9 protein-coding genes and 2 pseudogenes are annotated in these 25,610 nt (G+C 62.8%); 6 read left to right on the forward strand and 5 right to left on the reverse strand.

Annotation, left to right across the window (positions count from 1 at the left end; all coding sequences use genetic code 11):
• Positions 1 to 11: 11 nt before the first annotated feature.
• From AYR47_RS28615 to AYR47_RS28625, 3 genes and pseudogenes are all read right to left on the reverse strand, one after another.
• Positions 12 to 2,729, reverse strand: coding sequence for a hypothetical protein (locus tag AYR47_RS28615; RefSeq protein ID WP_061449169.1), 2,718 nt, complete (start codon positions 2,727 to 2,729; stop codon positions 12 to 14).
• Positions 2,730 to 2,858: 129 nt separating this feature from the next.
• Positions 2,859 to 15,750, reverse strand: a pseudogene (locus tag AYR47_RS28620) (non-ribosomal peptide synthetase).
• A 54-nt stretch (positions 15,751 to 15,804) separates the two neighbouring features.
• A complete protein-coding gene (locus AYR47_RS28625; RefSeq protein WP_033900816.1) occupies positions 15,805 to 16,557 on the reverse strand; it encodes a thioesterase II family protein in 753 nt (250 codons plus the stop codon).
• A gap of 302 nt (positions 16,558 to 16,859) precedes the next feature.
• Here AYR47_RS28625 and AYR47_RS28630 point away from each other — a divergent pair, with 302 nt between their 5' ends.
• On the forward strand, positions 16,860 to 17,411 hold the full coding sequence (locus tag AYR47_RS28630; RefSeq protein ID WP_005789991.1) for an RNA polymerase factor sigma-70: 552 nt from the start codon (positions 16,860 to 16,862) through the stop codon (positions 17,409 to 17,411).
• Between the two features lie 46 nt (positions 17,412 to 17,457).
• Here the strand turns inward: AYR47_RS28630 and AYR47_RS28635 are convergent, their stop codons facing one another.
• On the reverse strand, positions 17,458 to 18,246 hold the full coding sequence (locus AYR47_RS28635) for a substrate-binding periplasmic protein (protein WP_033900813.1): 789 nt from the start codon (positions 18,244 to 18,246) through the stop codon (positions 17,458 to 17,460).
• 94 nt (positions 18,247 to 18,340) lie between these two features.
• The gene (locus tag AYR47_RS28640; RefSeq protein ID WP_033900811.1) at positions 18,341 to 18,964 is read right to left on the reverse strand and encodes a TetR/AcrR family transcriptional regulator; all 624 of its coding nucleotides are present in this window, start codon (positions 18,962 to 18,964) and stop codon (positions 18,341 to 18,343) included.
• Positions 18,965 to 19,117: 153 nt separating this feature from the next.
• Between AYR47_RS28640 and AYR47_RS28645 the strand changes: the two genes are divergently transcribed.
• The 5 genes and pseudogenes from AYR47_RS28645 to AYR47_RS28665 all read left to right on the forward strand — a co-directional run bounded on the left by AYR47_RS28645 (position 19,118) and on the right by AYR47_RS28665 (position 25,332).
• Positions 19,118 to 20,896, forward strand: a complete 1,779-nt coding sequence (locus AYR47_RS28645) for an acyclic terpene utilization AtuA family protein (protein WP_061449170.1) — start codon at positions 19,118 to 19,120, stop codon at positions 20,894 to 20,896.
• A 13-nt stretch (positions 20,897 to 20,909) separates the two neighbouring features.
• Positions 20,910 to 21,782, forward strand: a complete 873-nt coding sequence (locus AYR47_RS28650) for an SDR family oxidoreductase (protein ID WP_061449171.1) — start codon at positions 20,910 to 20,912, stop codon at positions 21,780 to 21,782.
• A gap of 3 nt (positions 21,783 to 21,785) precedes the next feature.
• A pseudogene (atuC, locus tag AYR47_RS28655) lies at positions 21,786 to 23,403 on the forward strand (geranyl-CoA carboxylase subunit beta).
• A 13-nt stretch (positions 23,404 to 23,416) separates the two neighbouring features.
• Complete coding sequence (gene atuD / locus AYR47_RS28660; protein WP_061449172.1) at positions 23,417 to 24,574, forward strand: citronellyl-CoA dehydrogenase; 1,158 nt, start codon at positions 23,417 to 23,419, stop codon at positions 24,572 to 24,574.
• Positions 24,571 to 25,332: an enoyl-CoA hydratase/isomerase family protein gene (locus tag AYR47_RS28665; RefSeq protein ID WP_061449173.1), complete on the forward strand. Its 762-nt coding sequence runs from the start codon at positions 24,571 to 24,573 to the stop codon at positions 25,330 to 25,332. The genes atuD and AYR47_RS28665 overlap by 4 nt, the downstream gene beginning before the upstream one ends.
• Positions 25,333 to 25,610 lie beyond the last annotated feature (278 nt).

The following is a 25,610-nucleotide window of genomic DNA, read 5'->3' on the forward strand; positions in this document are numbered from 1 at the left end:
TGGAATCTGAGTTATTCAAACACCCTGATCCCAGTGACTGCAAAGTCATTGGCGGGATCTATTCCCATCCGGCGATTATCAATGCCGAGTCTGACCGTGCTTGAAGTGGCGACAAACGTGCCTTTCAGTAACTCCCAAGCTGTTCCAGGTTCTCTCACTGCGGTTACATCCTTTCCATCTGCTGTTAACACCATACGAGGCGGCAAGGGTATGCCGACATCATCGCGTATCCAGGCTTCGTATGTGTATGTACGCCCTGCGTCCAAACCGATGAAAATCTTGAACATCTTCTCGCTCTGCGTGGCCGGGTTGGATGTATTGGTATATCCCCAGTCACGCAACCAATAACCCAAGCCCCAAGGTAAGGGACCACTCACCAGTACCAGATCCCTGGGATCAGTAGCGCCCGCCCCCCTCTGCCAGCCATTCCAGCCACCGTCGGCTGGATCGAAGCTGGTGTGATCATAGAAGGGAACTCGAATGATCAACACCCGCGACGGGCACACTATTGCATTGCTCTCAAGCCCACTACCGTCCGTGACCACACTGAATGTGAGGGTCATTGAAGACTGATCCTTCGCCTTGTCCAACTCGGACCGCAACACAGCTGCTGCCACCTCTACTGCTGCCGCTTCTTCACCCGCTGTAATCGTTCGCGCCGCATAAATAACAAAACTGTAGGGAGCCCCTGTCTTGTCAATTGCGGTCGCCCGGAGCCAGCACTTCTGCCCTGCTCGCAGGAACCACATCCAATCTATGAAGGATTCGGCATTCCCGGTGAATGTGCGCGTATCCAGTATGGCATTTTGCGTTCTGGGAGGCGTGGCCTGCCGCACGTTCGGCGTTTCCAGTCGCACCGGCAAACTGATGTTCAAGTTCAAAGGCGATGAGGTCTGCACCTTGCAGGCGGTGGTGACGGTGTAAATGATCTCCACCACCTTACCCATGCTCTCGATCACGGCTTCCGGCGGTAGAGTAAAGATGACCGACCCCGAAGCACTGCCGGGCTTGGATGCCAAAGGCCAGCAAGTACCATCAGGCTTTTTCCAGCAGACGCTGAGGGTGTGCTTGGGGTTATTGCCGACATAATTCACTTCAACATGTACGCCATTGCGCCCGTTGTAAGCGGTCAATTGGTCAAGCACCGCTTCCGTCACTTTTGGCTCAACCAGTACCAGAGGTTCCTGCTCTATTTTGAATCCCTGGGTTGGGAATTCAATCGCAGTAGCCCGATTGCATTTGCCATCAAAACCCACAGCGAAATGCAGTTGGAACTCAGTGCAATCCGCCAGTGCCTTCAGCTTAGCCCTTGAGATTAACGTATCGACGCCCTTCGCCACCCAGTCTGCGGTAAGCGGTTCATCTCCCAATATATCGAACTGATAGACGCTGCCATTCTCAAGCTCACCGGTTACCCACATCCAACAGCATTGACCCTCAGCGGCGTAGTCAAAGATCGGAACGCTACCTGTGGCGTCACCGACAAATGTGCTGAGGTCCAGCGTACCCGAAGTTGCTTCTTCAATGTTCGTCCGTGGAAGCTGGGGTGCCAGCACGTCGATGTTTCGCTGAGGCGAAGACTGCGGCGCGTAATGATTGAATTGCAGGGTGTAATCTAGCGTCAGCGTCTTATTGAATAGCGCAGCGAGGACCTTGGGAGGGACGTCAAACGACAAGCTGCTTTCACCCGCTTTCACTTTCTGACAACCGAGCGCTATAGGCCCATAGTTGCGTCCTTGGGCCTGGGCGCAAACCAGATCGCCTTCAGCCATGCCGGCATAATTGACGACCGCATGCCCGCCCTTGACGGTGTTGGTTGGGTTGACCTGCCAGTGACCGGGAGGCAGCTCGACCGACTCTAGCAGATGTGAAGGATTCAAATCCTGGTACGGGTCCACTTGCAGCAGCGTGGTGGTACGCAAGTGGAAATCCTGGGCGTTGATAGGCAGTGGGTTTTCAAGTAGAGGGTCGCCTGCATCAGGGTAGACAGGGCTGGTTCCATCCCAAATGACACCCAGGTGGGCCGTCAGCGCCGAATAGTCATCCAGCCTGGACATCCATGGGCGTGAAAGAGGGAACCTGAAGACATAACCCGTATGAGCCTCATGGGGCTGTACCACATGATCCAGCGCAACCCAGATGAATCGGTATGGCGCGGTGTGCTGGTTACCGGCGACCGTGATAAACAACCGTTGCCCAGGAAAGATAAAGGGCCAGGCCTCGACTTCGACCGTTTCATCACCAGCAAAACTCTGCATCCTCAGCCACCAAGTGTTCCACTCGTTCTTGGAGTGCTTAAACACAGGCCTCGATACAACCAGATCCTCCTCCCTCAATAACTGAACTTCCAGCTCCAGCACCAGGGAAGTTTCCTCCTTTGCGCCCGCGAACGCCGTGCACCACATCAGCACCGTATGCCCAATCATCAAACTGAGTAACTGCGCAGAAATCGGTACTACATCATCGCCATCCTCAACAAAGATGGGCTCAAATGCAGGCTCGGCCTGGCCCTTGATCGCGATGAAAAATGTGCAGTCCGTCGCCCCCGCAGGCAGTGTCAGCTTGGCTTCAGTCCCATTGATCGCCTCCATGGGGTAAAGCACGCTGTTATTGGCTGCGAACTTGACAATAGGAAAGGGAAATTGCGCCTTGGGCTTTTTCGGCGGGCGAGGCGGAGTTTTGGCGGGTTGGAGAGACGAGGTTTTTTTAGAGATCGGTTTTTTAGCCACGATAAGACTCCTGTCCAACGTTAGATAACCGTCGAGGCTGGCCATGCCAGCCAAAAGCTTCGGTTATCTAACGCTCGGATCAGAAATCTTGCCTACTGTCAGATCTGACAGTTCTGACAAGTGGCGCGCTTAAAGTCCCTCCAACTCCGCCATCAAATCACTCAACCGATCCACCTTCTCGGCACTGATCTCATTGGCCGCCAACCCATCGATATACTCAGCCAATTCCGCCACCGTGCTGCACTCGAACATCGCCCGCAGCGGCACATCCCGCTGCAAGGTCTTCTGCACCCGCGAGGCAATCTGCGTGGCCAGCAACGAGTGCCCGCCCAGTTCAAAGAAGTTGTCTTGCACCCCCACCCGCTCGACCTTCAGCACTTCGGCCCAGATCGCGGCCAAGGTGCTTTCCAGTTCGTTGCGTGGCGCCAGGTAGTCCTGGCTGTGCAGCTGGCCGATCTCCAGGGCCGGCAGCGCCTTGCGGTCGAGTTTGCCGTTGGCGTTGAGCGGCAGGCGGTCGAGCCAGAGCCAGTGCAGCGGCACCATGTATTCCGGCAGTTCGGCGCGCAGGCGCTGCTTGATGCGATCCAGGCGTTCGCTTGGGTTCAGTGCATCATCCGCCGCCACCAGGTAGCCGACCAGGTGCTTGCCATTGACGCCTTCATGCACACCTACCGCCGCGTCGCGCACTTCCGGTTGTTCGTGCAGGCGCGCTTCGATTTCACCCAGTTCGATGCGGTAGCCACGAATCTTCACCTGATGGTCGACACGCCCGACGTACTCCAGCACGCCGTCGCTGCGACGGCGTGCGAGGTCGCCGGTGCGGTACAGGCGTTCGCCCGGAGCGCCGAAGGGGTTGGGCACAAACACCGGCGCGGTGCGCAGCGGATCGCTGACGTAGCCGCGACCGACACCGGTGCCTGCGACGCACAACTCACCCACCGCGCCTTGCGGCACCAGTTCCAGCGCGCCATCGAGCAGGTACAAACGGTTGTTGTCGGTCGGTGTACCAATCGGCAGATAGGTGCCACGGGTAGACGCCAGGTCGACGCGGTAGAACGCCACATCGTCCGAGCATTCCGCCGGACCATAAGCGTTCACCAGCCCAATCTGCGGATAACGCAGCAACCACTGATGCGCCAACTCCGGCGGCATCGCTTCGCCGGTCGGCAGCATCCAGCGCAGGCCATCCAGGCTGATGCGGTCCTGGGCGAGCATGCCCTGAATCAGCGAAGGAACGCTCTCCAAGACGGTGATCCCTTGAGCCTGGACATGCTCCAGCAAGCCCTGAGGATCATGGGCGATGGCATTCGGCACGATATCCACCCGTGCGCCAAACAACGGCGCAGCGAGGAACTGCCACACGGAAATATCGAAGCTCTGCGAAGCGGTCTGCGCAATCACATCCGCGTCGCTCAAGGCCAGGTACGGCACCTTGCTCAACTGGTTGTTGAGCATGCCGCGCTGTTCCACCATCACACCCTTGGGCAGGCCGGTGGAGCCCGAGGTGTAGATCACGTAGGCGAGGTTGTCCGGGCCACTGTAGAGGCCAGGGTTTTCGCCACGTGCCGGTATCTCTTCCCACACCAGCAACTGGCAGTCGAAACCCTCCAACAACTCGATGGCCTGCTCGCGGGATGCCTCGGTGCAGACCAGCAATGGCGTGCGACTCAGGTCGATGATGCTGCGCAGGCGCTGGCTTGGCAGGCCAGGGTCCAGCGGCAGGTAACCGGCACCGGCCTTGAAGCTGCCGATGATCATGCCCAGCAGGTCGAGATTACGTTCGGCGAGCAACGCCACCGGCTGATCCAGGCCGACACCCGCTGCGATCAGCGCGTGGCCCAGGCCGTTGCTGCGGCGGTTCAGTTCCTCGTAAGTCCACTGCTGGTCTAGGCAATTGGCGGCAATGCGTTGCGGGTGCGCGGCGACCTGCTCTTCGAACAGTTCGATGTAGCTGCGCTCCAGCGGGTAAGCATGCTCACTCTGGTTGCAGCCCTCCACCAGGAACCCGCGCTCCTGCTCGCCAATCAGCGGCAAGTCGGCCATGTCGCCATGGAAGCCTTGGACCAACGCCAGCAGCAGGCGCTTGAACTCACCGAGCATGCCTTGCACGGTGGTTTCGTCGAAGTAGCGCTGGTCGTAGGACAGGTGCAGGCCCAGGTCATCGCCCGGATAACACACGGCCGTCAGCGGGAAGTTGGTGTGGGTACGGCCGGAATCCGAGGTGGCATTCAGGCTTTGTGCGCGGTCCAGCACCGAGACTTCCACCGGGGCGTTTTCGAACACGAACAGGCTGTCGAACAGCGGCTGGCCCTTGGGCAGTTCGCTGTGTTCCTGGATCGTCACCAGCGGCAGGTATTCGTACTCGCGCAGTTGCATATTGCTGTCGAGCAAGCCGCTCAGCCATTGGCGCACGCTGCAACGCTGGTCATCCTCGGGCAGTTTCACCCGCAGCGCGATGCTGTTGATGAACAGGCCGACGGTGCGCTGCATCTCCGGCATTTCCACCGGGCGCCCGGCCACGGTCACACCGAACAACACGTCGCGATCACCGCTCAGACGGCGCAGCACCAGCGCCCAGGCCGCCTGAGCGAAGGTGTTGACGGTCAGTTGGTGAGCCTGGGCCAGTTCGCGCAGTTGCGCACCGTCGCGGGCATCGAGGCGGGTGTAGCAATCGCCCACCACCATGCCGCCGCTGTGGCCCGCGTGTTCACGCAGGAACGGCCGGTCGCTCGGGATCGGCGTGGTGCGCTCGAAACCTTGCAGGTTCTGCTGCCACCACTGGCGCGCTTCGTTGAGGTTCTGGCGTTGCAGCCAGGCGATGTAGTCGCGATAACGCGGCGGTGTCGCCAGTTGCGCGTCGCGGCCTTCACCCAGGGCCATGTAGAGTTCGAAGAAGTCATTCATCAGCAACGAACGGCACCAGGCATCGATAAGGATGTGGTGGTTGCTCATCATGAACCAGTAGCGCTCGGCACCGACGCGGATCAGGCGCAGGTGGAACGGTGCCTGGTTGAGCAGATCGAAACCGGCTTCGCGCTCTTGCTTGAGCAGCGCTTGCAGACGCGGTTCCTGTTCGCTTTCCGGCGCGTTGCTCCAGTCCAGGTATTCAATCGGCGTGCTGCCCGGTTTGTGGATCACTTGCAGCATGTCTTCGCCGACGTTCCAGCAGAACGAGGCGCGCAGGGCTTCGTGGCGGGCGATCACCGCCTGCCAGGCCTGGGCGAAACGCTCCGGGTCCAATGCGCTGTTGATGCGGTAGCGGTCCTGCATGTAGTAGAGGCCGGTGCCGGGCTCCAGCAGGGTGTGCAGCAGCAGGCCTTCCTGCATCGGGGTCAGCGGGTAGACGTCTTCGATGGCGCTGGCGGCAATCGGCAGGCTATCGAGTTGCGCTTGGGTCAGGTGCGCCAGCGGGAAGTCGGACGGCGTGAGGCCTCCGGCATCGTCCTGCAGGCAATGCGCGACCAGGCTTTGCAGCTCAGCGAGGTAGGCATCCGCCAGTTCATGGATGCTCTGTTGATCGTGACGCTCGCGGCTGAAGGTCCAGCGCAGCACCAGTTCACCGCCGTACACCTGGCTGTCGACGCTCAACTCGTTGGGCAGCGGCGCGTCCGGGTCATGGGCCAGGCCGGCGGACTCGTCCAGCGGGTGGAACAAGGCATCGGCACCGAAGCTCTGGTCGAACTGGCCGAGGTAGTTGAAGGTGAGCTGCGCGCTCGGCAGCGCGGCCATGGTCTGCTTGCACAGGTCATCGGCCAGGTAGCGCAGCACGCCATAGCCCAGGCCTTTATGCGGTACGGCGCGCAGTTGCTCCTTGATCGCCTTGATCGAATCGCCCTGCCCGGCGTGCGGGGTCAGGCGCAGCGGGTAAGCACTGGTGAACCAGCCGACGCTGCGGGTCAGGTCGATGTCATCGAACAGGGTTTCACGGCCATGGCCTTCCAGTTGGATCAGCGTCGAAGCGTGGCCGCTCCAGCGGCATACCACGCGGGCCAAGGCGGTCAGCAGCAGGTCGTTGACTTGGGTGCGGTAGGCGCTTGGCGCCTGTTGCAGCAACTGGCGGGTGTGTTCGGCATCCAGGCGCACGCTGACGGTGTCGGCGTCGCGGTTGCGCAGCGAGCCTTGTGGACGGGCCACTGGCAATACGGTTTCCGGCCCAGCCAATTGGTCTTGCCAGACGCTCAACTCTTCACGCAGGGATTCGCTGCCGGCATAGGCCTGCAAACGTGCGGCCCAATCACGCAAGGCGCTGGTCTTGGCCGGCAGGCTGACGGACTGGCCTTCGCTGAGTTGGCGGTAGACGTTTTGCAAGTCTTCCAACAACACGCGCCAGGACACGCCGTCTACCACCAGGTGATGGATCGCGATCAACAGGCGTTGCTGTCCCTCGGGTCCGTCCACCAGCAAGGCGCGCAGCAGCGGGCCGTGTTGCAGGTCGAGGCTGCGCTGGGTGTCGGTGAACAGCGCGGTGCACTGCGCCATGTCACGCACTTGCGCCTGCATCAGCACGCCGCCGTGCGGCACGGCTAAATGCTCGGCGTGCCATTGCGCGTCGCGCTGGCAGAAGCTCAGGCGCAGGGCGTCGTGGTGTTCCAGCACCGCCAGCAGTGCTTGTTCCAGGCGATGGGGGTCGAGCAGTTGCAGTGGTTTGAGGACCAGCGCCTGGTTCCAGTGCTGACGGTTCGGGATCTCGGTGTCGAAGAACCAATGCTGGATTGGCGTGAGGCCCGAGCTGCCGGTCAGCACGCCCTGCTCTGCCGTGACCTGCTCGGAGCGCGTGGCCACGGCGGCTAGGGTCTGCACGGTTTGGTGCTGGAACAGGTCACGGGGGCTGAAGTGAATCCCGGCCTGTCGCGCACGGCTGACCACCTGGATCGACAGGATCGAGTCGCCACCCAGCTCAAAGAAGTTATCGTCCAGGCCGACTTGCTGCACGTTCAGCACGGCGCACCAGATGGCGGCCAGGGTGCTTTCCAGTTCGTTACGGGGTGCCACGTACTGCTGGCGGTTCGCCTCGGGGTCCGGTTGCGGCAAGGCGCGGCGGTCGAGTTTGCCGTTGGCGGTCAGCGGCATGCTGTCCAGCACGATCAGGTGCGCGGGCACCATGTAGTCCGGCAGTTGCGCCTTGAGATGGGCCTTCAGCGCATCACGCAGCGCGCCGTGCTCGGCATCGCTGACCAGATACGCCACCAGCTGCTTGCCGCTCGGCGAATCCAGCGCCAGCACCACCGCTTCGCGCACGGCCGAGTGTTCCAGCAGGCGGGTTTCGATCTCGCCCAGTTCGATACGGAAACCACGGATTTTCACCTGATGGTCGATCCGCCCCAGGTACTCCACCAGGCCATCGGCGCGTTGGCGCACCAGGTCACCGGTGCGGTACAGGCGCCCACCGTTGCGCGCAAACGGGTCGGCGACAAACCGCTCGGCGGTCATGCCCGGACGCTGGTGATAACCCTGGGCCAGACCGGCGCCGCCGACGTACAACTCGCCGGTCGCGCCTTGTGGCACCAGGGCCAGGTCGGCGTCGAGAATGTACGCCACGCGGTCACCGATGATGCTGCCGATCGGCACGCTGGCGGCGCCCTCCTCCAACTGCTCAGGCGCGAGGCTGGCCAGCGGCATCACCACGGTTTCAGTCGGGCCATAGGCGTTGAAAAATACCTGCGGCTGGAACGCGGCACGGATGCGCTGCAAATGTTCGCCGGTCAGGGCTTCGCCGCCGGTGATGCACATGCGTACCGGCAAGGTTTGTTGTTGAGTCGCCAACCACTGCGCCAACTGGCTGCCGTAGCTCGGCGTGAAACCCAGGATGTTGATGCCATGGGTGCGGATCAGCCCGCAGATTTCTTCTGCATCCCACTGGCCCTGCGCCCGCAACACCACCTGCGCACCACTGAGCAGCGGCACCAGCAGGCGCTCGGTGGCGGCGTCAAAGTTGATCGAATAGAAGTGCAGCTCGCAGTCCTCCGCGCGCATGCCAAACCGCTCGATCACCGCCGCGCAATGCATGGCGATTTCACCGTGGGACACCACCACGCCTTTCGGCTTGCCGGTGGAACCGGAGGTGTAGATCAAGTACGCCTGGTGTTGCGGCAGGCTGATAAATGGCAGCGCATCAGCCGGGTAGTTGGCCAGCACCGGCAAGTCATCTTCCAGGCACCAGCACGCCACGGTGGCCGGCAACTCGCCGAGGGCTTCGAACATCGCCGCATCGCTGAGCAGCAGGCCGATGCCGCTGTCTTCGATCATGTAGTGCAGGCGGTCCAGCGGGTATTCCGGGTCCAGCGGCACATAGGCGCCGCCGGCCTTGAGGATCGCCAGCAGGCCGATGACCATTTCCAGGGAGCGCGGCAACGCCAGGCCGACACGCACCTGCGGGCCGACGCCACGTTCGCGCAGCATCCAGGCCAGGCGGTTGGCGCGTTCGTCGAGTTCGCGGTAGCTGAGGGTGACGCCAGCAAAGGTCAGCGCCGGCGCATCGCCACGGGCTGCCGCCTGCTGGCTGAACAGTGGGTGGATGCACTGATCGAGACGGTGCTCGCCTTTCTCAATGCCCAGGCTGTCTTGCAACACACGCTGTTCTTCGGCGCCCAGCAACGGCAATTCGCTGAGACGCTGCTGCGGGTTGGCGATCAACGCTTCCAGCAGGTTGCGCCAATGCTCGGCCATGCGCGCAATGCGCGGCTCGTCAAACAGGTCGGTGCTGTAGGTCAGGCAGCAACCCAGGCGATGGTCGAGGTCGGTGACTTCCAGGTTGAGGTCGAACTTGGTCGCGCGGGCATCGTTGGCCAGGTATTCAACGGTCATGCCGGCCAGTTGGCGGCTCTGCTGGAACTCCCAGCGCTGCACGTTGCACATCACCTGGAACAGCGGGTTGTACGCCGCGCTGCGCGGCGGTTGCAGCGCTTCCACCAAGTGGTCGAAGGGCAAGTCCTGATGGGACTGGCCCTCGATCACGGTGTGACGTACCTGCTCGAAAAGTTCAGCAACGTTCATCTGCCCATTGAGCTGGCAACGCAGCACCTGGGTGTTGAGGAACGCGCCGATCAGGCCTTCGCTTTCCGGGCGAATGCGGTTGGCCACCGGAGCGCCGATACGCAGGTCGGTCTGGCCGCTGTAGCGGTAGAGCAACACGGCCAGGGTGGCGGTCATGGTCATGAACAGGGTCAGGCCGCGCTCGGCATTGAAAGCACGCACGCGGGCTGCGAGATCGTCGCTTAAATCGAAACGGTACAGCTCGCCCTGGTGGCTTTGCACGGGTGGGCGTGGACGGTCGCCGGGCAGTTCCAGCAGCGGGTGTTCATTGCCCAATTGTGCGATCCAGTAATCCAGCTGGCGCTGACGCTCGCCGGATTCCAGCCACTGGCGCTGCCACACGCTGTAGTCGAGGTATTGCACCGGCAGCGGCGCCAGCGGCGAGTCGCGCTCGTCGATAAAGGCTTCGTACAAGGCACTGAGTTCACGGGCAAAGATGTCCATGGCCCAGCCTTCGGTGACGATGTGGTGCAGGGTCAGGACCAGGTAGTGTTCCTGCTCGCCGGCCTTGACCAGGCACGCACGCAGCAGCGGCCCGGTTTCCAGGTTGAACGGCGTGTGCGCCTCGTGATCGGCCAGTTGTTGCAGGCGCGGTTGGCGTTCGGCTTCGCCCAGCGCGGAGAAATCCTGCCAGTCCATGCGCAAGCCGGTCTGCGGCGAGACCTTCTGATAGGCCACACCGTCGACGCTCGGGAACGTCGTACGCAGGGTTTCATGACGCATGATCAGCGCTTGCAGCGCCGCCTCGAAACGCCCCACATCCAGCACGCCACGCAGGCGCGCCATGCCGCCGACGTTGTAGGCCGGGCTGTCCGGTTCCATCTGCCACAGGAACCACATGCGCTGCTGGGAATAGGACAACGGCACCGGTTGGCTGCGGTCGACCTTGGCGATGGCAGTCTGTTGGTTGCGCTGGCCTGAAGCCTGGATCAGGCCGACCTGCTCGACAAACGCTCCCAACTCACTGGCTTCAAACAAGGTGCGCAACGGCAGCTCGACGTCACAGGCCTGGCGGGTGCGGGAGATGATCTGCGTGGCCAGCAACGAGTGACCGCCGAGGGCGAAGAAATCATCGCGCAGGCCAATGCCTGGCAGGCCGAGGACTTCGCGCCAGATGGCGGCGATCTGCTGTTGCAGCGGGGTTTCGGGTTCGACATGTTCACGCACTTGCCACACCGGTTCGGGCAACGCGCGGCGGTCCAGCTTACCGCTGGGGCTCAGCGGCATGGCGTCCAGGCGCATCAACAGCGCGGGCACCATGTACTCCGGCAATTCGGCGGCCAACGCAGTTTTGACCTGCTGTTCGTCCAGGCTGCCCTGGGCGGTGAAGTAGCCGATCAACTGCCCGTCACGCACCTGCACCACCGCTTGGGCGATGCCTTCCAGGCCAAGCATACGCGCTTCGATTTCTTCCGGTTCCACACGGAAGCCGCGCAGCTTGACCTGCTGATCGAGGCGACCGAGGTACTCGATCACGCCGTCGGCATTCCAACGCGCGCGGTCACCGGTGCGGTACAAGCGTGCGCCGGCTTCACCAGAGGGATCGGCAACAAAACGCTCCGCCGTCAGCCCGGCACGCCCGAGATAACCGCGGGCCAGGCCGATACCGCCGATGCACAGCTCACCCGGTACGCCCAGCGGCACGGGGTTGAGCTGTTCATCCAGCACACGGCAAATCACATTGCCCAGCGGCCGACCAATCGGCGAGCGCTCGCCGTCTTCGGCGCTGCAGTGCCAGTGGGTCACGTTGATCGCGGTTTCGGTCGGGCCATAGCGGTTGTGCAACTGCACCACCGGCAACTGCGCCAACACACGATTACGCAACTCGGCGGGCAAGGCTTCACCACCCGAGAACAGGCGACGCAGGCTGGTGCATTCGGCCACCAACGGCTCGTCGATAAACAACTGCAACAACGGCGGCACGAAGTGCAGCGTGGTCACTCCGTGTTCCTGCACCAATTGCGCAATGCGATGCGGGTCGCGATGCTCACCGGGGCCAGCCAGCACCAGACGACATCCTGTGATCAGCGGCCAGAAGCACTCCCACACCGACACGTCGAAACTGATCGGCGCCTTTTGCATCAGCACGTCGGTTTCATTGAGTTGATAAGTGGCCTGCATCCACTGCAAGCGCTCGGCCAACGCGGCGTGCGTATTGCCCACGCCTTTGGGTTGGCCGGTGGAGCCGGAGGTGTAGATCACGTAGGCGAGGTTATCGCCGTGCAGGTGCAGGCCGGGCGGCTGGGTCGGCCAGCTATCGAGGTGCAGGCTGTCCATGGCGATCACGCAAACGCCGTCGCTACTCGGCACCTGTTCCAGCAGCGCGGTCTGGGTCAGCAACAGGTGAACGCCACTGTCCTTGAGCATGTAGGCCAGGCGTTCGGCGGGGTAATCCGGGTCCAGCGGCACGTAGGCGCCACCGGCCTTGATGATCGCCAGCAAGCCGATCAACAGTTGCGGCGAACGCTCGGCGGCGATGGCCACGCACACGTCCGGGCCGACGCCCTTGTCACGCAGGTAATGGGCCAAGCGGTTGGCCTGGGTGTGCAGCTGGGCGAAGCTCAGGTTGCCGCCATCCCAGACCAGCGCGGTGGCGTCCGAGGTCTGCTGGTTGAGCAGTTCGGGCAGCCACACTTGGGCCGGTGCGCAGGGTGCTTCGCTGTAAAGCGCCTGTTCGTCGTGCTGCGTCAGCGCAAGGTCGCCGATGGCTTGCTGGGGCTGCTCGCAGACGGCGTGCAACAGGTTGATGTAGTGCTCGGGCCAGGCGCTGGAGGGTCGCGTTTTCGAACAATTCATCGGCGTAGTCGAACGACAGGCTCAGGCGCCCGTTACGGTCTTCTTCGGTGTGCAGTTGCAGGTCGAACTTGGCTTCGCGGCTGTGCCACGGCAATTCGTCAGCGAGCATGCCGGGCAGGCGGCGCAAGGCGCTGAGGTCGCGTTGCTGATGGTTGAACATGACCTGGAACAGACCCTGTTCGCGGGCCTGCGGGAAGGCTTCGAGCAGTTGTTCGAACGGCAGGTCCTGATGGGCCTGGGCACCCAGCGCCGCCTGACGTGTCGCGGCCAACAGCTCGTTGAACGGCAGGCGTGCGTCCAGCTCGGCACGTAACACCAGCGTGTTGATGAAGAAGCCGACCAGGCCTTGGGTTTCCTGGCGCGGGCGGTTGGCGTTGGGCACGCCGATGCGAATGTCGCGCTGGCCGCTGTAGCGATGCAGCAGGCTCTGGAACGCTGCCAGCAACAGCATGAACGGCGTGGATTCGTTGGCCTGGGCTGTCTGGCGAATCGCTTCGCTGAGGCTCGCGCCAAGGCGCACGGTGTGGCGTGAGGCACTGTGGCGGTGGTGTGCCGAGCGCGGGTGGTCGGTCGCCAGGCTGAGGGTGGGATGCTCTTCACCCAGCTGTGCTTTCCAGTACGCCAGTTGACGCTGGCCTTCACCTTCGGCCAGCCATTGGCGCTGCCAACTGCCGTAGTCGGCGTATTGCAGGGCCAGGGGCGGCAGCTCCAGGGTTTGGCCCTGGGCTGCGGCGGCGTACAGGCGCGAGAATTCATCGATCAAAATGTTCAGCGACCAGCCGTCGGCGATGATGTGGTGCAGCGTCACCAGCAGCTGGTGATCTTCATCGTCCAGGCGCACCAGGGTCACCCACAGCAGCGGGCCTTTTTCCAGGTCGAACTGAGTGCGTGCTTCGTCTTCGCGGATCTGTTGCGCACGGGCTTCGCGCTCGGCAACAGGCAGGTCGCTGAGGTCGATGACTTGCAGGTCGAAATCCGCCTTGGCGTCAACACGCTGGAAGGCCTGGCCGTCGCGCTCGTAGAAGCGGGTACGCAGGGCTTCGTGGCGCTGGATCAGTTGCTGGAAGCTGGCGCGCACGGCGTCTTCATCCAGCTCGCCGCGCAGGCGCAGGGCGCCGGGGATGGTGTAGGCGCTGCTGTGCGGGTCCAGTTGCCAGGTGATCCACAGGCGGTTCTGTGCCAGGGATTGAGGCAACTCCTCTTGGCGTGACAGGCGCTGAATCGCGCCTTGGGCGACGCCACCGTCTTGCTGCAACTGCGCAACGTTGGCGGCAAAGCCTTCCAGGGTCGGCGCTTCGAATAGCATGCGCAGGTTCAGCTCCAGGCCGAGAGTTTCGCGCAGGCGTGCGACCACCTGGGTGGCGGTGATGGAGTTGCCGCCGAGCAGGAAGAAATGATCATCGGCAGCAACGCTGGCGACTCGCAGTTGTTCACACCAGATCGCCGCGATCTGGCTGTGCAACTCGGATTCCAGCGCACCTTCGCGCACCTGCGTTTGCAGGTCGGGGAACTGCGCATAGCTGTCCAGGCTGCCGTCCTTGTGGCGCAGCGCACAGGCTGCGCGCTGTACTTTGCCGCTGGAGGTCTTGGGCAAGGCGCCGGGGTTGAGCAGTACAACTACGCTTGGCGCCTCTTGATACGCCTCGGCAACGGCTTGGCGGATCGCCTTGATCAACGCTTCGGGCGGCAGGATTTTCTGCACGCTGCGGCTGATTTCGGCGGCAATGCCGATGCCTTCCAGGCCCTGCTCAGTCACCGTAAATGCAGCGACCCGGCCTTTGCGCACCACTTCCACTTCGCGCTCGATGGTCTGCTCGATGTCCTGGGGATACAGGTTGTGGCCGCGCACGATCAGCAAGTCCTTGAGGCGACCAGTGATGTACACCTCGCCGTCACGAATGAAACCCAGGTCGCCGGTGCGCAGCCAGGTACGGCCGGCGTGCTGCACGAAGGTCTTGGCGGTGGCTTCGGGGTTGCGCCAGTAGCCGTGGGCGATGCTCGGGCCAGTAGCCCAGAGTTCGCCGACGCTGTTGTCGGGCAGCTCGGTGAGGGCCTGCGGGTCCGCGATCAGCACCGCGTGTTCGGGCTGGCTGGTGCCGCAGCTCATGATCGCACTGCCCTGCCCCGGTTCGGCGCGGTTGGCGGCCAAGGCTTGCTCGTCGACGCGCAGCGCCGGGATGCCATGACCACGGGTGCCACCGGCGACAAACAGGGTCGCCTCGGCCAGGCCGTAGGAGGCAAAGAAATTGTTCGGGGTAAAACCGCAGGCGGCGAACTTCTCGGCGAAGCGCTCCAGGGTGTCGAGGCGGATCGGTTCGGAACCGGAATAGGCCACGCGCCACCGGCTCAGATCCAGGCGCTCCAGGGCTGAGTCGCTGACCCTTTCGCTGCACAGGCGATAAGCGAAATCCGGGCCACCGCTGATGGTGCCGCCGTATTCGCTGATCGCTTCCAGCCAGCGCAATGGCCGACCCAGGAAGTAGGCCGGCGACATCAACACGCAGGGCACGCCACTGAAGATCGGTTGCAGCAAGCCGCCGATCAGGCCCATGTCGTGGTACAGCGGCAACCAGCTGACGATCACATCATCCGGGTTCAGGTCGATACCGAAACCGCGACGGATCAGTACTTCGTTGGCGACCAGGTTGCCGTGGCTGACCTGCACGCCCTTGGGTAATGCGGTGGAACCGGAGGTGTATTGCAGGAAGGCGATGTCGTCCGGGCGCAGGTCGGGGGCGACCCAATGGCCGAGGTTTTCCAGGCGATCGACGCTCAATACCGGCGGCGCGTTTTCGATCTGTGACAAGCCATCGGCGAGGCTGGCGATGGTCAGCAACAGGCGCGGCTCGGCATCGCTGATGATCGACAGCAGGCGCTCCTGGTGATGACGGCGGGTGGACTCCGGCGGATAGGCCGGCACCGCGATCACACCCGCGTAGAGGCAACCAAAGAACGCCGCGACGTAATCCGGACCGCTGGGAAACAACAGCACGGCACGGTCGCCCAGGTTCGCATTGGCTTGCAAGGCGGCGGCGATGGTGCGGGCGCGCTGGTCCAGGTCGCGGTAACTGAGTACGACGCTGTGCTCGGCGGATTCGGCGAGGAAGCGCAGGGCGACCTGGTCCGGGGTCTGCGCGGCGCGACGTTGAAGGGACTGGACCAGGGTGCGGGGAAGTTCGAAGGCGTCCATCATGGGGTTCCTGCCTGAAATCGGCTTACGGGAAATTCAAGAATTCGGGGGGCTTGCTCAGCCGACGGCGAGTGGCCGTGCCGCGCCATTGCGCCAGCGGGCCAGGTGTTCGTCGGCGTAACGCCGCATGCAGCGCAGCACGGCGCTTTCGTGTTGCATGAGGAAGAAGTGGTGACCGTCGAACATGTCCAGGGAAAAACCGCTGGCGGCGTCGAGTTGCCAGTCGAGCAACTGGTCGGCGCGCACGCTGTCCTGCTTGCCACCGAACACGTGGATCGGCATGCCCAACGGTGCGCGCTCGCCGTAGGTGAAGCTGCCGCACAGCAGGAAATCGGCGCGCAGGATCGGCAGCATCAACTGCATCAACTCGGGGTTGGCCAGGGCTTCCTCGGCGGTGCCTTGCAGTTCGCGCAGGCGGGCGATCAGCTGTTCGTCAGTTTTTTCGACGGCGTATTCGCTGACGTCGCGACGCGCCGGCCCGGCCGTGCCGGAAGCGAACAGGGCCAGTGGCGGCGGCACATTGCGCGCACGCAATGCATGCGCCAACTCAAAGGCCAGCAGGCCGCCGAGGCTGTGGCCGAACAAGGCGTAGGGGCCGTTCAAGTCGCGGCCGATTTCGTCCGCAAGCTGGGCAGCCAACACCTTGATATCGCGCTGCAGCGGCTCGTCCATGCGCATGCCACGCCCGGGCAGTTCAAGCGGGCACACCTGCAACCACTCAGGCAAAGAGCGGCGCCAGCGCGCGTAAACCATGGCGCTGGCGCCCGAATAGGGCAGGCAGAACAGGCGCAGTCGGGTCGGCGTACTCATCGAGTGACGACTCCAAACTGAAACACGCTGTATGCACGATAGAAACCCATTTCGTCCTCCTGCGGGTGCTGATCCTTGGCCGTTTCGCTAACGGACCTGTCACCCAGAAGAACGGACGGCACCGGCAAATAATTAGTCGCCGGCTACGCGCGAGACGTGGTTCACACCTAACAAGAAAGCATAAGATTAGTTCGCCTTCTCATTTGACAATCATTATCATTCAGCATAATTTGTTGCCCGATGTGTAGGAGGCCTCAGCAAGGACGCCCTCCCCTAACCTCTTTTGCGACAAGGTGATTTCCATGACGGAACAAGTATCCACAGGCAGGTGCGACTCACCGCTTCTCCAGGCATTCGTCGATAATCGGCTGATTCTGGTGAAGATCGCGGCACGCATTACCGGCTGCCGCTCCCGCGCCGAAGACGTAGTGCAGGACGCCTACTTCCGGTTGCAGTCGGCGCCGACGATCACGTCATCGTTCAAGGCGCAATTGAGTTATCTGTTCCAGATCGTGCGCAACCTGGCCATCGATCACTACCGCAAGCAGGCCCTGGAGCTCAAATACTCAGGGACGGAAGAGGAAGGCTTGAATGTGGTTATTCACGGCGCTTCACCGGAAACCTCGCACATCAATTTCAACACTCTGGAAAACATCGCCGACGCCCTGACGGAGCTGCCGCAACGCACCCGCTACGCGTTCGAGATGTACCGCCTGCACGGCGTGCCGCAAAAGGACATCGCCAAGGAACTCGGCGTGTCGCCGACCCTGGTGAACTTCATGATCCGGGATGCGCTGGTGCACTGCCGCAAGGTGTCGGGCAGCCATAGTGATACTTTTGCGCGACGGGTGTGACACACCGCTGTAGGAAATGTGGGAGCGGGCTTGCTCGCTCCCACACTCAGGGCACCGCCGTCACATCAATGCGATACGGCTCGAAAATCTTCAGCATCTCGCCATCATCGCGCAAGCGCTTGAGCAACGCGGCAAACGCCTCCCCCGTAATCGGCGCTTTCGGGCGCAACAGCGCAAAGTGGTGATACACCTGATCGATGCGTTCCGACACCAGGAACTGCCCGGCCATGTCCGCGTTGCGCACCATGAAATCACTCAAGTACGAACGCGTCACCAGGGCGATGTCGGCACGCCCGCGCGCGACCATCAGCAAGTTGCTGTCATGGGAATAGGTCAACGTGGCGTTGAAGTGCTCGGCCATGTACTTGGGGTCGGGGTTGAAGTTGGCGAAGGCGTAGTGATAACCACTGAATACCGCCAGGCGCTTGCCGTTCAGGTCAGCGAAATAAGCCTGGTCACGGCCGGGCTCACGCTGGGCGACGAAGATTTCGGCGTCTTCCAGGCCCATGTCGACGCTGGTGTGGGGAATCTTCTGCCAGCCCCAGGCGGGGTTTTCGAAGATGGCCATATCGACTCGGCCCTGCTCGAAATCGCGGAAACGCCGAGGGATTGAGGTGGGCACCAACACGAACTGGTAATCGGTTTGCGCGGCGTTCAACGCCTCGACCAGTTGCGGCAGCAAACCGGTATCGGCGCCCTGCTCCGGGCGCACGGTGTAGGGCGGAAAGTGCGCCGCGCCGATGCGCACCAACTGCGCAGCCGACGCCGGCACCCACCACGCGGTGCCCAGTGCCCAAAAGGTAAGTCCTGCAGCCAGCCGCCATGGCAAAAACATCAAGGCACACACCGTTCAAAAACGCTAATGGCGATAAGCTAGGCGTTTTTGTCTGGCGAGACAACTTTCTACCGGCAAATTAATAGCTTGCACCTCAATCGGCTTTCAGAACCATGAGCAGGGCTTCTTCGGCCAATTGCTCAAGCGTCAGGCTGCCCTCGGCGCGAAACCAAGTGGTGGTCCAGGACAGGGCACCGGTCAGGAAACGTCGCGTAATAAATACGTCGCCACGGATATAGCCAGCGTCCTTGGCCTCGCCCAGCACTTGCAGCCAGAGCGCCTCATACACGTCACGCAGGGCCAGCACCTGGGCCTGGCCGTCGGCCGACAGCGAACGCCATTCGTACACCAGCACCGCCATCGCCTCACCGCTGCCGCCCATGATCGACTGCAATTCGCAGCGGATCAGCGCCAGCACGCGCTCGCGCACGTTAGTGGCTTCCTCAAGGGACGCGCGCATCATCGCGGTGTTGTAGTGGATGGTTTCTTCCATCACTGCGCGCAGGATCTCATCCTTGCTCTTGAAGTGATGAAAGATGCTGCCGGACTGGATGCCCACGGCGCTGGCCAGGTCGCGCACGGTGGTGCGCTCGAAGCCCTTGTTGCGAAACAAGTGGGCCGCGGTCTGCAGCAGCTTGCCCCGAGCGCTGTCGGGGTCGGTCAATTGGCCGCCGTCGACCATGGTGCGCATCACCCGCAGGGCTTTATGCTCATCCATGCCTCTCTCCTCTACTTCCACGGACGTCTTGGCCGGCAATTTAGGCCGTGGCGGCCACCCAAGCAAGCGCTTGGCTAAAACTTGTGACTGGAGTTTACAAACCAAGCGCTTGCTTGGTAGTCTCGCCCACAGCCATTCGAGGAAGGATTTCTCATGAGCAAGACGGTTCGTATCGGCTGTGCCAGCGCCTTCTGGGGCGACACCTGCACCGCCGCCGCCCAACTGGTGCACGGCGGCACACTGGATTACCTGGTGTTCGACTACCTGGCGGAAGTCACGATGTCGATCCTCGCCGGCGCGCGCATGAAGGATCCCCAGGCGGGTTACGCCACGGACTTTGTCGACGTGCTCACGCCGTTGCTGGCAGATATCCAGCGCCAGAGCATTCGCGTGATCAGCAACGCCGGCGGGATCCATCCCCAGGCCTGCGCCGCCGCACTGCAAGCGGCCTGCGATAAAGCCGGTGTCGAACTCAAAATCGCCGTGCTGCTGGGCGATGACCTGCTGCCCCAACTCAAGCAACTGCACGGCATCACCGACATGTTCAACGGCACGCCGTTGCCGCCCGCGTGCGTGTCCGCCAATGCCTACCTCGGTGCGCCGGGCATCGCACAGGCGCTGGCATTGGGTGCGGATATCGTCATCACCGGCCGCGTGGTCGACAGCGCCGTGGTCAGCGCGGCGCTGGTGCATGAATTCGACTGGTCCTGGCAGGATTACGACCGCCTCGCCCAGGCCGCCTTGGCCGGGCATATCATCGAATGCGGCGCGCAGTGCACCGGCGGTAATTTCACCGATTGGCGCGACGTGCCGGACTACGCACACATCGGCTTTCCCATCGTCGAAGTCAGCGCCGACGGGCAGTTCACCGTCAGTAAGGTCGACGGCACCGGTGGGTTGATCAGCGAACTCAGCGTCGCCGAACAGTTGCTGTATGAAATCGGCGACCCGCGCGCCTATCTGCTGCCAGATGTGATCTGCGACTTCAGCCAGGTCAAGTTGCAGCAGCAGGGCAAACACCGTGTGCGCCTGCACGGCGCCAAGGGCTTGCCCCCCACCGATCAGTACAAAGTCAGTGCGACCTACCCGGACGGCTTCCGTTGCACCGCCAGTTGCCTGATCGCCGGAATCGATGCGGTGGCGAAGGCCGAACGGGTCAGCCAGGCGATCATCGACAAGACCTCGGAGCTATTCAGCCAACGCGGCTGGGCGCCGTACACCGAGGTGAACATCGAACTGCTCGGCAGTGAAGCGACCTACGGCGCCCACGCAAGGCGCCAGGACTGCCGCGAAGTGGTGGTGAAACTGGCGGTGCGTCACCCGAGTAAGCCGGCGCTGGTACTGTTCGCCCGAGAGATTGCCCAAGCTGCCACTGGCATGGCGCCGGGCCTGACCGGGATCGTCGGCGGACGGCCGAGCGTGTACCCGGTGATCCGGCTGTTTTCGTTCCTGATCGATAAATCCGCCTGCGAGCTGCTGATCGACTTCCAGGGCGAACGCCATGCCTGCACCCTGCCGATTGCCGACGCCCCCGCCCTGCCCGAAGCATCGATTGACCCGCCCAAACCCCAAGGCCGCGCCGACGCCAGCGTGCCGCTGGTGAAACTGGCCGTGGCGCGCTCCGGCGACAAGGGCAACCACAGCAATATCGGCGTGATCGCCCGCGATCCCGAGTATTTGCCATGGATCGCCGAAGCGCTGACCCCGGAAGTGATCGTCGACTGGATGAGCCACGTGCTGGACCCCCTACACGGTCGCGTCGAGCGCTGGTATTTGCCCGGCAGCCACAGCCTCAACTTCCTGCTGGAAAATGCCCTGGGCGGCGGCGGTATCGCCAGCCTGCGCATCGACCCGCAAGGCAAGGCCTTTGCCCAGCAACTGCTGGAAATCCCCATCGCCGTGCCGCAGCACATCGCAGATTCACTCACCTGACAGGAGCCTTGCCGTGGCCTTCGACTCGATCTTCAAAGCCGACCTGTTCCAAGGGCATACCGTGATAGTCACCGGCGGCGGCAGCGGTATTGGCCGCTGCACAGCCCATGAACTGGCGGCCTTGGGTGCCAAGGTGATACTGGTGGGACGCAAGCCGGAAAAACTGCAAAACGTCGCGATCGAGATCGCCGAGGATGGCGGCAGCGCCGCGTGGCAGGCCTGCGACATTCGCGATGAAGAGGCGGTCAAGGCGCTGGTCAAACACATCATTCATGAGCACGGCCCGATCCACGGCCTGGTCAACAATGCGGGTGGCCAGTACCCGTCGCCGCTGGCCGCGATCAATCAAAAAGGCTTCGAAACCGTACTGCGCACCAACCTGGTCGGCGGTTTCCTGGTGGCACGGGAAGTGTTCAACCAGTCCATGAGCAAGCACGGCGGCGCCATCGTCAACATGCTCGCGGACATGTGGGGCGGCATGCCCGGCATGGGCCACTCGGGTGCAGCGCGCGCCGGCATGGACAACTTTACCAAGACCGCCGCCTTCGAATGGGGCTACGCCGGGGTGCGGGTCAACGCCGTGGCGCCGGGCTGGATCGCCTCCAGCGGCATGGACACCTACGAAGGCGCGTTCAAGGCGGTGATTCCGACGCTGCGCGAACACGTGCCGCTCAAGCGTATCGGCACCGAATCGGAAGTCAGCGCGGCCATCGTGTTCCTGCTCAGCCCCGCCGCTGCCTTTATCAGCGGCAGCACCCTGCGCATCGACGGCGCAGCCAGCCTGGGCAGCCGCGCCTGGCCGTTGCACAAGGCGCAGGCGCCGAGCGAGCCCTTCAATGGCTTTCACCGCGCCTACCTGCCGGATGTGCTCAAGGCGGAGCAATAGACCATGCCGGTGATTGAATCCCTGATCGACCCCCACAGCGCCCAGTTCGCGCAAAACCGCGAGGCCATGCTCGCGGCCATCGCCCAGCTTCACCAGTTGGAATCCAACCTGCTCGCCAAGGCTCAGGAAGCCAAGCCCAAGTTCGACAAACGCGGCCAACTGCTGCCCCGCGAGCGCCTCAACTTGCTGCTGGACCCCGGCGCGCCGTTCCTGGAACTGGCCAGCCTGGCCGGCTACAAGCTGCACGACGACAAGGACGGCAGCGCCGCCGGCGGTGGGTTGATCGCCGGCATCGGCTATGTCAGCGGCGTGCGCATGCTGGTGGTGGCCAACAATAGCGCGATCAAGGGCGGCACCATTTCCCCCACTGGCCTGAAGAAATCCCTGCGTCTGCAACAGATCGCCCTGGAGAACAAGCTGCCGGTGGTGACCCTGGCCGAAAGCGGCGGCGCCAACCTCAACTACGCCGCCGAGATTTTCGTCGAAGGCGCGCGCAGCTTCGCCAACCAGGCGCGGATGTCGGCCATGGGCTTGCCGCAGATCACCGTGGTACATGGCTCGGGCCACGGCCGGCGGCGCGTATCAGCCGGGGCTGTCGGATTACGTGGTGGTAGTGCGTGGCCGGGCCAAACTGTTCCTCGCCGGGCCGCCACTGCTAAAGGCCGCGACCGGTGAAGTAGCGACGGATGAGGAGTTGGGCGGCGCCGAGATGCACGCACAAATCGCCGGCACGGCCGAATACCTGGCGGAAAACGATGCGGACGGCGTGCGCATCGCGCGGGAGATCGTCGGCCTGTTGCCCTGGAATGATCGGCTGCCACTGACGCCAAAACGGACCTACGCAGAGCCGCTGTATCCGATTGAGGAAGTGCTGGAGCTGATCCCCGACGACCCGAAAAAACCCTACGACGTCCGCGAAATCCTCGCGCGCCTGGCCGACGGCTCGCACTTCCTCGAATTCAAAGGCGAGTTCGACGCCCACACCGTCTGCGGCCACCTGCACATCCAGGGCCGCGCCGTCGGCGTGATCGGCAACAACGGCCCGATCACGCCCAAGGGGGCGAGCAAGGCCGCGCAGTTTATCCAACTGTGCGACCAGAGCCGCACGCCGCTGCTGTTCCTGCACAACACCACCGGTTTCATGGTAGGCACCGAGTCGGAGCAACAAGGGGTGATCAAGCACGGCGCGAAGATGATCCAGGCGGTGGCCAATGCACGGGTGCCTAAACTGACGATAGTGGTGGGCGGTTCTTATGGGGCTGGCAACTACGCAATGTGCGGGCGCGGCCTGGACCCACGCTTTATCTTCGCCTGGCCCAACAGCCGCACGGCGGTAATGGGCGGCGCGCAGGCGGGCAAAGTCCTGCGCATTGTCACCGAGGCCAAGCAATTGAAGGATGGTCTGGTGCCGGATCCCAAAGTGCTCGACATGCTGGAACAGGTCACCGCGCAGAAGCTCGACAGCCAGTCCACCGCACTTTATGGCAGCGCGAACCTGTGGGATGACGGGCTGATTGATCCACGGGACACGCGGACCTTGCTGGGCTTTCTGCTGGATATCTGCCACGAAGCCGAGGTGCGTGAGTTGCAGGCCAATACCTTCGGTGTAGCGCGTTTTTAGGAGAACCATAAAAATGATCTTTACCCAGGAACACCAGGAATTGCGCCGCACCGTCCGCGCCTTTGTCGACCGCGAGATCAACCCCCATGTGGACGAATGGGAAAAGGCCGGACGCTTTCCCATCCACGATATTTTCCGCAAGGCCGGTGACCTTGGCCTGCTGGGCATTTCCAAGCCAGAGCAATTCGGTGGCATGGGCCTGGACTACAGCTACTCCATCGTCGCCGCCGAAGAGTTCGGCACCATCCGCTGTGGCGGCATCCCCATGTCCATCGGCGTGCAGACCGACATGTGCACCCCCGCCCTCGCCCGCTTCGGCAGCGATGAACTGCGCGACGAATTCCTGCGCCCGGCCATCAGCGGCGAGCAGGTCGGTTGCATCGGCGTCTCGGAAACCGGCGCCGGCTCCGACGTGGCCGGACTCAAGACCCACGCGCGCAAGGACGGCGACGACTACGTGATCAATGGCAGTAAAATGTGGATCACCAACTCGCCCAGCGCCGACTTCATCTGCCTGCTCGCCAACACCTCCGACGACAAGCCGCACATCAACAAATCGCTGATCATGGTGCCGATGAACACCCCTGGCATCAGCATCAGCCCACCCCTGGAAAAACTCGGCATGCACAGCTCCGAGACCGCCCAGGTGTTCTTCGACGGCGTGCGGGTACCCCAGCGCAACCGCATCGGCCACGAAGGCGCGGGGTTCATGATGCAGATGCTGCAATTCCAGGAAGAACGCCTGTTTGGCGCGGCCAATATGATCAAGGGCCTGGAGCATTGCATCGACAGCACCATCGAATACTGCAAAGAGCGCCAGACCTTCGGCAAGGCGCTGATCGACAACCAGGTCATCCACTTTCGCCTGGCTGAACTCGCCACCGAAATCGAATGCCTGCGCGCGCTGGTCTACCAGGCCACCGAGCAATACATCAAAGGCCAGGACGTGACGCGCCTGGCCTCCATGGCCAAGCTCAAGGCCGGGCGCCTGGGCCGCGAAGTCAGCGACAGTTGCCTGCAATATTGGGGCGGCATGGGCTTCATGTGGGACAACCCCGTGGCCCGCGCTTACCGGGACGTGCGCCTGGTCTCGATCGGCGGCGGCGCCGACGAAATCATGCTGGGCATCATCTGCAAATTGATGGGCACCTTGCCGGGTAAAAAATCATGAATACCCTGCTGCTTGAACCGCATAACGGCGTATTGCACATCACCCTCAACCGACCGGAAAGCCGCAACGCGATGAGCCTGGCAATGGTCAATGAACTGCGCAGCGTGCTGGCACAGTTGGACAGCCAGACGCGGGCCGTGGTGATCAGCGGCGCGGGCGGGCACTTTTGCGCCGGGGCGGACGTGAAGGACCTGGTCACCGCAGACAATCAACTGCAAGCGCTGAACCGGGCATTCGGCACCTTGCTGCAGGCAGTGGAAGCCGTGCCGCAAGTGGTGATCGTGGTGCTGCAAGGCGCGGTGCTGGGCGGCGGTTTCGGCCTGGCGTGCGTGAGCGATATCGCCATCGCCGATCACCAGGCGCAATTCGGCCTGCCGGAAACCAGCCTGGGCTTGTTACCGGCGCAGATTGCACCCTTTGTGGTGAAGCGGATTGGCCTGACCCAGGCACGCCGCTTGGCGCTGACCGCCGCGCGCTTTGATGGCGTAGAGGCGGAGCGACTGGGCGTCGTGCACTTTACCGAGCGCGATCCACAGGCGCTGGCAGAACGCTTGGATGAAGTATTGAGCCAGGTCCTGAAGTGTGCGCCAGGCGCCAATGCACGGACTAAAGCGCTGCTGCTTGCGAGCGTAGATGAGCCGCTGGAGGCGGTGCTGGATCGCGGAGCGCAGTGGTTTGCCAAGGCGGTGAGGAGTGAGGAAGGGATTGAGGGGACGCAGGCGTTTGTGCAGAAGCGGAAACCGAAGTGGTGCAGATGACGCCTTCGCGGGCAAGCCCGCTCCCACATTTGGACCCAGTACGGCACGTACAAACCGGTCGGCTCTAAGGCCGCCGCGCTTTTGATTTTGATCTGGGGCGCCCCGTCAAACACGCTGGCCGAACGCAGGCTTGAATCCGTGGGTAACCCGGCAGGACGCCGGGTTAGCCGCCCCGCGCCATGGATGGCGCGTGGCGGCGGCCCACGGATTCAAGCCGGAGTGAGGGCACACCGAGCCTAGGCGAAGTGCCGAGTGTTGGGGCGAGGACCTTTTGGTTA

Origin of the sequence: Pseudomonas azotoformans, from assembly GCF_001579805.1 — a bacterium.
Classification (GTDB): Bacteria; Pseudomonadota; Gammaproteobacteria; order Pseudomonadales; family Pseudomonadaceae; genus Aquipseudomonas; species Aquipseudomonas azotoformans_A.